The sequence below is a fragment of the Ezakiella massiliensis genome, from assembly GCF_059862345.1.
Window position 1 is genome coordinate 470,825 of sequence record NZ_JCBCEO010000001.1, and the last position, 12,380, is coordinate 483,204.

A 12,380-nucleotide genomic window follows, 5' to 3' on the forward strand; every position below is an offset into this window, starting at 1 on the left:
ATCATATATGAGAGGTGAGTTATGGTTATAGATGTAATCAACTTTAATTTTGAACACGACGACGGCAAAATACTTGATCACTTTGAAAATTGTGATTGTATTATTTTAGGTCCTTCACGCGTGGGAAAAACACCTCTTTGTTTTTATTTGGGTTATTTTGGGATTAAAGCTTTAAATATTCCTTTGGTACCAGAAATTAACCTAAATATTTATAAAGAGTTGCCAAGGCGTAAGTGCTTTGGATTAATTCGTTCGGTAGAAAGCCTCAAGAAATTTCGTAGCACAAGAGAGAAATATTTAGGAATATCTTCCAACTACGCAACTGAAGCCAGGATTTTTAAAGAGCTTGAGTATGCAAATAATATTTATGAAAATATTAGATGCCCTATTATAGATCTTGATAACTACTCTAATGAAGAGGCGGCAGAATTTATTAAAGACAGAATTAACTTTAAGGAGGAGTAATGTCAAAATTTACTTACAGTTTTGAAGAAGGCAACGCAAGTATGCGTTCTCTATTAGGTGGTAAAGGTGCTAACCTTGCTGAAATGACCGTAATGGGTATTCCAGTTCCACCAGGATTTACTATTTCCACAGATGCATGTAAGGCATTTTATGAAAACAAAGAAATGCTACCAGAACATTTGATGGAAGAAGTTTTAAAAAGAATTCAAGAAGTCGAATCTCACACCGATAAAAAATTTGGTTCATCATCCAATCCTCTACTCTTTTCAGTAAGGTCAGGTGCAGTTTTTTCAATGCCTGGAATGATGGATACAATTTTGAATTTAGGTCTAAACGATGATACTGTAAAAGCTTTAGCAGAAAAAACTTCAAACGAACGCTTTGCTTTTGATAGCTACAGACGTTTTATTCAAATGTTTTCTGATGTTGCTATGGGTTTACCAAAATATGAATTTGATGATGCCCTTGAAGATATCAAAGCTGAAGAAAATGTAAGTATGGACCAAGAAATCTCAGTTGAAGGCTTAAAGAAACTTGTAGGAAAATTTAAAGAAATCTACAAAAAACATACTAATGAAGACTTCCCTGCTGATCCATTAAAACAACTTGAACTTTCAATTATTGCTGTATTTAAATCGTGGATGAATCCCCGTGCGAAAACTTATAGAAGACTTCACAAGATTGACGACAACCTAGGTACAGCTGTTAATGTTCAATCAATGGTATTTGGTAATATGGGAGAAACTAGTGGTACTGGCGTATGCTTCTCAAGAAGCCCTTCCAACGGCGAAAATAAATTATTCGGCGAATACTTAATGAACGCCCAAGGTGAAGACGTTGTTGCTGGAATTAGAACCCCACATGATATAGAAACTTTAAAAGAAGAAAATGAAGCTGTATATAATAAATTCCTTGAAACAATTGAAAGCCTTGAAAAACACTATAAAGATATGCAAGACGTTGAGTTCACAATCGAAGAAGGTAAACTCTACTTCCTTCAAACCAGAAATGGTAAGAGAACTGGTAAGGCTGCATTAAATATTGCAGTAGATATGGTTAACGAAGGCCTTTTAACAAAAGAAGAAGCCTTATTAAAAGTTGAACCTAATCAATTAAACCAACTTATGCACTATCAATTTGACGAAGACGATCTTAAGGATAAAGAAGTCCTTACAAAGGGCTTACCTGCTTCTCCAGGAGCTGCAAGCGGAGTTGTTGTCTTCTCACCCGAAGACGTTAAGAAAAAACACGATAAAGGTATTAAGACAATTCTAGTTCGTGAAGAAACTTCACCTGAAGACCTTGAAGGAATGGTTTTAGCTGAAGGTATTTTAACAGCTAGAGGTGGTATGACCTCACACGCAGCTGTAGTTGCAAGAGGCATGGGCAAATGCTGTGTAGCTGGTTGCTCAGAGCTCAGAGTTGATGAAAGAAGCAAGATTATCAGAGCCCACAATGGCCTTGAAATAAAAGAAGGTGAAACAATTTCAATTGACGGAACAAATGGTATCGTTTACCTTGGTGAAATCAAAAAGATTGAACCACAACTTTCCGGCAATTTCGAAACATTTATGGAATGGGCTGATGAATATAAGGTAATGGGTGTATACACAAATGCTGATACACCAAAAGATGCTTCGGCTGCCAGAAAATTTGGTGCTAAGGGCATCGGCTTAACAAGAACAGAACACATGTTCTTTGATGAAAAGAGAATCATCGATGTTAGAAAAATGATTCTTGCAAAAACAACTGAAGAAAGACAAGCTTCACTTGATAAATTATTGCCTCATCAAAAATCTGACTTCGTTGGAATCTTCGAAGCAATGAAGGGCCTACCTGTTACCATTCGTCTCTTAGATCCACCTCTACATGAATTCTTGCCTGTTAAAGAAAGCGATATAAAACAAATTGCGGGCGATCTTGGGGTAAGTTATGAAGCACTTTGCGACAGGATTGAAGAATTAAAAGAACTTAATCCAATGCTTGGTCACAGAGGATGCAGACTTGCAGTTTCTTATCCAGAAATTTACAAGATGCAAGCCCGTGCTATTATGGAAGCTGCAATTGAAGTTGGTGAAACTACACCACATATTATGATTCCACTTGTTGGTGATATAAAAGAACTCGAATATGTAAAGGGGCAAATTAAAGAAGAAATCGAAAAAGTTTTTGAAGAAAAATCAGCAAAGATTGATTATGAAGTAGGTACCATGATTGAAATCCCTCGTGCCGCCCTACTCGCTGACCAAATTGCAAAAGAAGCTGACTTCTTTAGCTTTGGTACAAACGATATGACTCAAATGACATTTGGCTTTAGCCGCGACGACTCAGGTCCATTTATCGCAGAATATGTTGATAGAGGAATCTTTAAGGTAAGTCCTTTTGAATCTTTGGATACTGAAGGCGTTGGTAAATTAATTGAAATGGCTACAAGACTTGGCCGCGAATCAAATCCAAATCTTCATGTGGGTGTATGCGGTGAAGCTGGTGGAGATCCTGATTCAATTAAGTTCTTTGGAAAAGTTGGCTTAGATTATGTAAGCTGCTCACCATACAGAGTTCCAATCGCAAGACTTGCTGCTGCACAATCAGCAATCGAGCTTAAAAAACAAAAATAAAAATACTTTAGGAGGATTTTATGAACAAAGCTATTAAGCTTCAAAATGTTACAAAGGCTTTTGCCTCTAAAATCGCCGTTGATAGTGTAAACCTTGATATAGAAGGCGGAAAGATAACAGGTTTTCTTGGACCAAATGGTGCCGGTAAAACTACAACAATAAATATGATTGTTGGCATCCTCTCTCCTACTCATGGCAAGGTTACTGTAAATGGTTATGATGTAACAACAGATGGCTATGAAAGCAAAAAGCTTATAAGTTATATACCTGATAATCCTCTTCTATACGAAACAATGACAGGTTTCGAGTATTTAAACTTTATAGCAAATGTATATCAAATGGATCCAGAACTTGCTCAAGAGGAAGTTGAAAAATATGCAAAAATATTTGAACTAGACTTTGCGCTTGATCAAACAATTTCTGGATATTCACACGGTATGCAACAAAAACTTGCTTTAATCGGAGGTTTAATACACGACCCTGACTACTTTATCTTAGATGAGCCGATGGTTGGACTTGATCCAAAAAGTTCATTTAATTTAAAAGAAATTATGAGACAAAGAGCGGACGACGGAAAGGTCGTCCTCTTTTCTACTCACGTAATGGAAGTGGCCCAAAATGTATGTGACGATATAATTATTATTAATAATGGAAAAATAATCGCAAGAGGAAGCGTAGAAGAAATTAAAGAGCTTGTACCTGAAGCTGAAGGAAATCTTGAAAAAATATTCTTGGAGCTAACCAAAAATGATTAAAACTCTAGTAAAAAAAGATTTATATACCAAATATAGTGCACTTTTTCACCCAGGAACTGCTCTTAAAGACAAAAAAGAAAGAAGAAAGTTATTTTCTCTAGTCTTTTCATTTATTATAATTGCTTTTTACGCAGTCTTGTTACAACAATTTTTATTCAAGCAAGTGGGTTCTTTGGTTCAAGCAGGTATGATTAATTTATTTATTGTATCAATAAGTACATCTCATATCCTCTTTCTTGTCTTTACTGTCCTTCCCTCTATTATGTCAAACCTATATTTTTCAAATGACATAAAAATAATGCAAACGCTGCCAATTAAAAACAGGGATATTATAATCAGTAAATCTATTTCTATTTTTATAGATAGTTTATTTGTATCCTTATTTTTAATAATTCCAACTTTTATTAGGCTCTGCTATTTCTCTTCATATAACATAATAATTTACCTAACTGTTTTAATAAGTATATTCTTAACAAATATGCTTATAATATCACTATTATCCTTTATTATTATAAAATTAATGAAGTATTTAAACAGGATTTCAAATCTAAAAAATATTATGCAAGCTTTGGCTTTAATGGCTGGCTTGGTAATTTATATACTAATTATCAGATATATAAATACTGCAGATTCTCTTATGACAGTTGTTAAAAATTTTGATAATTCAGTTTTTAGATTTTTACCGCATGCATTTTTTATGGTAAAAATATTTAACAAAAATATTTTGTTAAGCCTCTTATATACTCTTGTGTATGCAGGGCTTGTGTTTGCAATAATGTATCTTGTTGGTCGTTTTTCGGAAAAAGCCTTGCAAAAAGGCCTCGAACTTAACTCCATAACAGGAACCAGAAAGAAAAAACGCAAGAAAGCTTTAAAGATTAAAAAGAGATCAGTTGTTAGAGAAATTGCAAATAAAGAATTTAAAGAGATTCTCAAAACTCCAATATATTTTTTCAATATCATGGCTATAGGAATTATATTTATAATAATATTTTCAATTGGATTCTTAGGAGCCGCTGCCAAGGATGGAGTTAGCCTATCAGGGTTATTTGGAGGTTTAGACTATAATTTTGGTGAAAATATCCTAGAAGAGATTTTTTCCTGCATGCTAATTGGATTTTTATATACAACATTTGTTTCTTTAAACTCTTCAACTATAAGTACAATCACCAGAGAAGGCAATAAAATTAATGTAATAAAAACCCTTCCCACAACCGCTAAAGATCAAGTAGATGGTAGACTACTCGCCTCCCTTTGGATAAGTGCTTTTAATGCTTTTTTTGCAATTATTATTATCATTGCATTAACTATAATTAAATCTGGTCTAACAATATCATCTCTCACTATGCCTCTTGCCTTTGCAGGAGGAGCCGTGATATCTTGGTTTTATTATTCCAATATTGATTTGTATATAGGCATTAAATATCCATATTTTGATTGGGACTCACCGCAAAGAGCTGTTAAGGGCGGTACTAACCCACTTAAAAGCATGGCTTTCACCTTTGCAAATGCACTAATTATATATCTTCTATATAAATTTTTTGCAGCCTTGTATGAAGACTTGTTTACAGTGGTCCAATATGTTTCTCTTATATATATGCTCTTATGTTTAATATTTGGCGGAGTAATTTACAAGTTAAATATATCAACTTTAGAAGAAAAGCTTCCCAAATACAGAGATGAATAATATTATTAGAATAAAAAATAGGCTTTAGCTTTTAGAAGCTAAGGCCTATTTTATTTGTTTATTTTACTTGAAGTATTCTACTCCAGCCTTGAATAAGTTCATATATTCAATGTCTGGTATATTTTTATAAGTGTCTTCGCTTACGCGTTCTGAGTGGCCCATCTTTCCAAGTATCTTGCCACTTGGATCCATAATGGATTCAATGCCATGTGAACTTCCATTTGGATTTATTACATATTTAAATGCAACTTGATCTTTATCCACAAGGTCCTTGTACATTTCATCTGAACAATAGAATCTACCTTCTCCGTGTGAGATTGGAACCCTATATTCTTTGTTTTCAATATACTTTAACCATGGTGAGTTTAAAGTTTGTGGCTTAGTTGTAATTATTCTTGAGATGTGACGGCCAAGAGTATTAAATGTAAGTGTTGCATCGTCTTCACTTAAATTTTTAATTTGGCCAAATGGTAGGAGCCCCGTTTTAATTAGAGCTTGGAATCCATTACATACACCTAAGACCAAACCGTCATTGCCTTCTTCAGATACAAGATGCTCGATTGCTTCTTTAACATCCTTATTTCTAAGAACATTTGCAATAAACTTTGCACTTCCGTCTGGTTCGTCGCTCATTGAAAAACCACCTGGAATAAATAATATTTGCGCATTGTTAATAGCAAGTGCAAACTCTTTGATTGACGCTTCTAATAGTTCAGGAGTTAAGTTTTTGATGAGTACCTCTTGAACATAAGCGCCTTCCTTTTCAAAAGCAAGTCTTGAATCAAATTCGCTGTTTGTACCTTCAAAAACTGGAATTACAACGCGAACTTTTTCAACCGGCTTATAGGACTTCATCCTTCTGTTAATAGATTCATGGAAATAAAGATCTTGAGTTTCTTGATCTTTGTTTGTGCCGTAAATTTCATTTAAGCCATTTACAAAAGCTTTTTTAATATCTTCGTAAGCAAGTTTTTCGCCGTTTACGATAAAATCTTCAGTGCCAGATTTACCAATTTCTCTAATCCCCTCAAAGTCTTCATCGTATTCAACAATAACTGTTAAAGGAGTCTTTTTGTATTGGTCATTATCAGTCAGCTTTACATCTACGCAAACATCATTTCCAACGCACATTTTTATCAAAGCTTCAAGCACACTTGCATTATCACAAACAAATGAAGTTTTGATATTTTTCTTTTGAATTTGTTCTTCAATGATAGCGAGCTTGTCTAAAATTTCCTTATCATCTGCTAGACCAAATTCATCTGTGTCTATTTCAATTAAGGCAATTTTGTGGCCACCCTTCATTTCTGAAGTTGTCACATAATCCTTGTCCCCATAGCCAACTGCAAATGAAATTAGTGTTGGTGGTACATTTAGATCTTCAAAAGTTCCGCTCATTGAGTCCTTACCGCCAATTGGTGGTGTGCTTACAATTGAGCTTGCCTTTAAAGCGCCTAGCAGAGCTATAAATGGCTTTTGCCAGGTCTTTGGATTGTCTCCCATCTTTTCAAAATATTCTTGATAAGAGGTTCTAATTGTTGCAAGAGGAGCACCTGATGCAACTAATTTAAAGACTGATAAAAGAACTGAATAATAGCTTCCCACAAATGGATCTTCAGCTGACAAATAAGGTATAAAGCCATAACTCATGTATGTTGTGGTCCTTGTAAGGTCAGTCTTTGATGGAATCTTTGCAGCCATTGCATTAATAGGAGTCAATTCATTTTTACCACCTAGAGGTGCATTTATAGTTGCCCTTCCAACTGAGAAGTCAAAGTTTTCAAGCAAGTTCTTTCTTGAAGCTTGGTCAAGGCCAGCCATTCTCTTTTCAATTTTCTCTGTATTCTTTTCCTTAAAGAAATTAATTTCATTTAATCCTTCAACACTAACATCTTGAGTTTTTTCAGCCCCTGTTGAATTCAAGAACTCACGAGAAAGATCTACAACGATATCATCATGATAGAAGATTTTCATCCTGCCAGTATCAACAACATCTGCAACATGAGTAGCTTCTAGATTTTCTTCTTCAGCATATTTCAAGAATTCATTTAAGTCTTTAGACCTAATTACAACAGCCATTCTCTCTTGAGATTCAGAAATTGCAATTTCTCTTGGTGTAAGCCCCTTGTATTTTAAAGGAACTCTGTCCAAATAAATATCAAGTGAATCAGCTAATTCACCAATGGCAACACTTACTCCGCCAGCACCAAAGTCATTACATTTCTTAATCATCGAAGTAACTTCTGGTCGTCTAAATAGTCTTTGAATTTTTCTTTCTGTTGGTGCGTGACCCTTTTGAACTTCTGCACCAGATTTTTTGACACTTGATTCATCATGTGATTTAGAAGAACCTGTTGCTCCGCCAACGCCATCACGACCTGTGCGTCCACCCAATAATACAATTACATCACCTGGTTCAGGATTTTCGCGCTTAACATATTTTCTTGGGGCAGCACCTACTACGGCGCCGACCTCCATTCTCTTTGCTTTATAACCAGGGTGGAATAATTCTTCTACATATCCTGTAGCTAAACCAATTTGGTTACCGTAAGATGAATAACCTTTAGCTGCATCGCGAACAATTTTCTTTTGAGTTAATTTTCCTTTGAGCTCATAATCATTAATAGGATCTGAAGCTCCTGTAATTCTCATAGCTTGATATACATAACCCCTGCCAGATAATGGATCTCTGATAGCTCCGCCTAAGCAAGTTTGTGCGCCACCAAATGGTTCAATTTCTGTTGGGTGGTTGTGAGTTTCGTTTTTGAAGAAGAACAAATATTCTTCTTTTTCTCCATCCACATCAGCATCAATGATAAGTGTGCAAGCATTAATTTCATCGCTCACTTCTACATCATCCAGCTTGCCCAAATGTCTCATATACCTTGCATGAATTGTACCAAGGTCCATTAATGAAACTGGTTTTGTTCTATTAATTTCTTCTCTCTTGGCCAAATATTTTTCAAAAGCCTCTTTAAGAGCCTTATCCCGTTTTGAGTTTTCGCTTTCAAATTTAATGTTTGTAAGAGCAGTATTAAAAGTTGTGTGCCTACAATGGTCTGACCAATAAGTATCGATCATTGAGAGCTCAACATCATTTATATCTCTGCCTTCTTTTTTGAAGTAGTCTTGAATAATTTTTAAATCTTCTAGATCCATGGCAAGACTTTGGCTCTTATAAAATTCAGCTAAGTCTTTTTCGTTAAAGTCCTTAAAGCCTTCATAAACTACAACAGTTTTATCAGCTTTACCTGTGTCTTTAATGGATGATGGAATCTCCAAGAGCCTTCCTTCTTCTTCATCTACAGGATTGATTAGAACTTTCTTTATCTTTGTCATTGTATCCTTATCAACACCTTCAAAGGAAATAACTTCAGCAACATGAGCAGCTACATTTACTCCTGGGATAACGCTTTTTATTGTATCAATTAAACCGCGTTCTCTTTGGTCAAATTGTCCGGCCTTGTATTGTCTAACAAGAACATCATTAAAAGATTTTTGCAAACTAAGAGCATCGTCCCCAACATAAATATCATCTACTGGAGGTTCTCTTAAAATAGTATCCTTGATTAAATCTATTTCTTTGTTAGTCAGACCTTCAATGTCATATCTCTTGTATAATTTACATTTGGATGGATTAATTCCATGTTCTTGTAATTGATTAAGTACTGCCTCTGAAAAAATGTCAAACTCGTCTTTCTTGTTTACATAAATTCTCTTTACATTTGGAGCTATATCTTTTCTGTAATACATATCCTTAAATTCAATCCTTTCAATTTCCTTATAAACAATTCTCTCAGCTTCTTCCATTGATTTGTCGGCAGCTGCAATGCTAAGCACTCTTCCTCCATTTGTCAGAAGCTTTCCATCCTCAGATTTTACGCCAGCATAAAATACTTCCACATCACAAAGCTTATCAAGTCCCTTAATCTCATAGCCTTTTTCATAAGATCCTGGGTAGCCGCCACTTGCTGCTACAACATTTACAATATTTTTATCATTAATCTTTATATAGCATTCGCTAAGTTCTCTCTTGCTAGTTGCCATCATTAGATTTAACAAATCACTTTCGAGCGCCATAAGGGCAACTTGAGTTTCTGGATCTCCAAAGCGTGTATTAATTTCAAGAACTTTTGGTCCATCCTTGGTTATCATTAATCCAAAGAAAACAATTCCCCTGTAATCAATTTTATTAATATTAATAGCCTCAATAAATGGATCTATAATTTGTTCTTTTATTTCATCCCTATACATCAAAGCTTCCATATCAGGAGTAAAAGTTCCCATTCCTCCAGTATTAGGTCCTACATTACCTTCATAGATTGTCTTGTGGTCTCTAACGGGATTAAATAATTTGAAAGATTCGCCATCAAAAAATCCCATGAGCGAAGTTTCAAATCCTTCTAAGTATTCTTCAACAAGCAAGACTTGGTCGCCAAAAATTTTATTTTCCAAAACATTTTTTGCCCCGTTTTCAATATCCACATCATCTGATACTATTAAAACGCCTTTACCTGCTGCAAGTCCATCTGCTTTTAAAACAACTAAGTTTTGTTCAGACTCATCCCTGAGCTCTTTTGCATATTTAATAGCTTCACCTGCATCTTTAAAGGACCTGTATTTTGCCGTAGGAATATTTTTGCTTGCCAATATAGTTTTACAAAATTCCTTTGATCCTTCAATTTGTGAAGCCTCTTTTGAAGGAGCAAATATTAATTTTCCTGCCCTTTCAAATACATCTGCAATGCCTTCAACAAGTGGAGCCTCTGGTCCTACAATTGTGTAGTCGATATTTTCTTCTTGGCTAAAGACAAGCAGGCTTGCAATCTCACTGTCAGGAATGCTTACATTTTCTCCAATCAATTCAGTTCCAGCATTACCTGGCGCAAAAAACAATTGCACTTCTGAACCCCTTTGGTCATGAATCTTTTTACCTATCGCGTACTCTCTTGCACCGCTACCAATAATTAATATTTTCATTAAATCCTCCTAACAAAGCCCACCTTATCATAGACTCTTTCTAAGGTTTCTGACGCAATTTCCTTCGCGTGAGTAGCGCCTTCTTTTATAATTTGATCAATATAAGACTGATCGCTTAAATACTTTTCAGTATTTTCTCTAATTGGTTTTAAAACAGTGTTCACAGCTTCAAAAGTTTGATTTTTTAATTCACCATAACCCTTGCCTTCAAATTTATTTAAAATTTCTTCTAGGCTTTCATCTGTAAAGGCTTGATAAATATCGATTAGGTTTTTAACTCCTGGTTGGTCATCAGTATAATTTATCTCACCAACAGAGTCTGTAACAGCCCTGCCTAATTTTTTCTTAAGAGTTTTTTCGTCTTCCAACAATAAAATGTATGCATTGTCGTTAGGGTCTGATTTACTCATCTTTACCATAGGATCTTGTAAAGATTTAATCCTAGCTCCTGTCTTTGAAATAAGAGGCTCAGGCATAACAAATGTATCTCCATAAGCTGAGTTAAATCTTTCAGCTATATCCCTTGTTATTTCTACGTGTTGTTTTTGGTCGTCTCCTACAGGCACAAAATCTGTATTGTAAAGCAAAATATCTGCTGCCATTAAGACTGGATAGCAAAATAAACCTGCATTAGCTCCTTCTTCATTGCCTTTAATCTTAGATTTAAATTGGTGCATTCTCTTTAATTGACCAATACTTGTATAGGTATCCAAGATCCAAGCAAGCTCAGCATGTTCACTAACATGTGAATTGATATACATAATGCTTTTCTTTGGATCAATGCCACAAGCCAAGTAAACTGCAATTAGCATTCTAGAACGCTCTCTTAATTCCTTAGGATCTTGTCTAACTGTAATTGCATGCATATCTGCAACAGAGAACAGGCATTTATATTCTTCTTGTAGCTTTGGCCATTGTTTAAGTGCACCTATATAATTACCAATTGTCAAAAGTCCTGATGGCTGTATAGCACTATAAACTGTTTTCATTTTCCCTCCTATAAATCGTCATATTCATATTTAAAAGTATCAAATTCATCAAAGTTGCCTGAGCGATAGCCCTTCATAAACCAACGGGACCTCATATCTGCTGTGCCATGAGTAAAAGCATCTGGCACAACTGTTCCTTGATACCTCTTTTGTAAAATATCATCACCTACTGACTCTGCAGCTCTAATTGCATCGTCAATATCATCTACTTCTAAATAACCCTTATCTTCAATCCTGCTAGCAAAAACTCCGGCGAGATAGTCTGCTTGAAGTTCAATTCTTACAGAAATTTTATTGTATTCTGTTTCACTAAGTTGCTTTCTCAACTGTTGCTTTTCACCTAAGATTCCAAGCTCATCTTGGACATGGTGACCAACTTCATGGGCAAGTACATAAGCAATTGCAAACTCACCTTTTGCACCAAATTCGTTCTTCAATTGATCAAAAAAGTCCAGGTCCATATAAATTTTTTTATCTAAAGGACAATAAAAAGGTCCCATAGCAGCTTGAGCAGTACCGCATGCAGAATTAACTGCACCGTTAAATACAACTAGATTAGTAGTTTTGTATTCAAGATTATACTCTTTAAAAACTTCGTTCCAAACATCCTCTGTATCTTTTAAAACGACACTTAAAAATTCCATCTTTTCTTTATCTGATTCAGTTTCAACATATTGAGGCGCTGTCTGCGTTCTGTTGGTTGCTAGTGGAATCAAACTTAGAGGATTGCCTCCCATTATAATATAAATAATTGCAAATATAATGAGGCCTCCACCACCTAATTTAAATCCAGGGCCACGCCTGCCGCCACCGCTGTTAAATCTTCTATCTTCAATATTTGAACTTCCTTGTCTTCCCCGCCATTTCATAATTTGTCACCTGACCC

General features: G+C 35.2%; 7 protein-coding genes. 4 read left to right on the forward strand and 3 right to left on the reverse strand.

The window, feature by feature from the left end:
* Window positions 1-21 precede the first annotated feature (21 nt).
* Genes AC6FXG_RS02230 through AC6FXG_RS02245 form a run of 4 tightly spaced genes read left to right on the forward strand, consistent with a single transcriptional unit; the run spans window position 22 to window position 5,525 of the window.
* Window positions 22-465 (forward strand): kinase/pyrophosphorylase, encoded by a 444-nt coding sequence (locus AC6FXG_RS02230; RefSeq protein ID WP_500571378.1) that lies wholly within the window; start codon window positions 22-24, stop codon window positions 463-465.
* Window positions 465-3,083 (forward strand): pyruvate, phosphate dikinase, encoded by a 2,619-nt coding sequence (gene ppdK / locus AC6FXG_RS02235; protein ID WP_500571379.1) that lies wholly within the window; start codon window positions 465-467, stop codon window positions 3,081-3,083. The genes AC6FXG_RS02230 and ppdK overlap by 1 nt, the downstream gene beginning before the upstream one ends.
* A 20-nt stretch (window positions 3,084-3,103) precedes the next feature.
* Window positions 3,104-3,838 carry an ABC transporter ATP-binding protein gene (locus AC6FXG_RS02240; protein WP_500571380.1) on the forward strand — a complete coding sequence of 245 codons (735 nt, stop codon included), beginning with the start codon at window positions 3,104-3,106 and terminating at the stop codon, window positions 3,836-3,838.
* Window positions 3,831-5,525 carry a permease-like membrane multi-spanning protein gene (locus AC6FXG_RS02245; protein ID WP_500571381.1) on the forward strand — a complete coding sequence of 565 codons (1,695 nt, stop codon included), beginning with the start codon at window positions 3,831-3,833 and terminating at the stop codon, window positions 5,523-5,525. Before AC6FXG_RS02240 ends, AC6FXG_RS02245 begins: the two co-directional genes overlap by 8 nt.
* 63 nt (window positions 5,526-5,588) lie before the next feature.
* Here AC6FXG_RS02245 and AC6FXG_RS02250 read toward each other — a convergent pair whose 3' ends face one another.
* The 3 genes from AC6FXG_RS02250 to ypfJ are packed head-to-tail and all read right to left on the reverse strand — an operon-like array spanning window position 5,589 to window position 12,363.
* Window positions 5,589-10,505, reverse strand: coding sequence for a phosphoribosylformylglycinamidine synthase (locus tag AC6FXG_RS02250; RefSeq protein WP_500571382.1), 4,917 nt, complete (start codon window positions 10,503-10,505; stop codon window positions 5,589-5,591).
* Window positions 10,505-11,494 (reverse strand): tryptophan--tRNA ligase, encoded by a 990-nt coding sequence (trpS, locus tag AC6FXG_RS02255; protein ID WP_500571383.1) that lies wholly within the window; start codon window positions 11,492-11,494, stop codon window positions 10,505-10,507. The genes AC6FXG_RS02250 and trpS overlap by 1 nt, the downstream gene beginning before the upstream one ends.
* Window positions 11,495-11,502: 8 nt before the next feature.
* Window positions 11,503-12,363 carry a KPN_02809 family neutral zinc metallopeptidase gene (ypfJ, locus tag AC6FXG_RS02260; RefSeq protein ID WP_075573538.1) on the reverse strand — a complete coding sequence of 287 codons (861 nt, stop codon included), beginning with the start codon at window positions 12,361-12,363 and terminating at the stop codon, window positions 11,503-11,505.
* Window positions 12,364-12,380: the final 17 nt, after the last annotated feature.

What these genes read in the sequence shown, in the direction of transcription:
- AC6FXG_RS02230 (WP_500571378.1), top strand. Translation starts at nt 22, where the DNA reads ATGGTTATAGATGTAATCAACTTTAATTTTGAACACGACGACGGCAAA.
- ppdK (WP_500571379.1), top strand. Translation starts at nt 465, where the DNA reads ATGTCAAAATTTACTTACAGTTTTGAAGAAGGCAACGCAAGTATGCGT.
- AC6FXG_RS02240 (WP_500571380.1), top strand. Translation starts at nt 3,104, where the DNA reads ATGAACAAAGCTATTAAGCTTCAAAATGTTACAAAGGCTTTTGCCTCT.
- AC6FXG_RS02245 (WP_500571381.1), top strand. Translation starts at nt 3,831, where the DNA reads ATGATTAAAACTCTAGTAAAAAAAGATTTATATACCAAATATAGTGCA.
- AC6FXG_RS02250 (WP_500571382.1), bottom strand. Translation starts at nt 10,505, where the DNA reads ATGAAAATATTAATTATTGGTAGCGGTGCAAGAGAGTACGCGATAGGT.
- trpS (WP_500571383.1), bottom strand. Translation starts at nt 11,494, where the DNA reads ATGAAAACAGTTTATAGTGCTATACAGCCATCAGGACTTTTGACAATT.
- ypfJ (WP_075573538.1), bottom strand. Translation starts at nt 12,363, where the DNA reads ATGAAATGGCGGGGAAGACAAGGAAGTTCAAATATTGAAGATAGAAGA.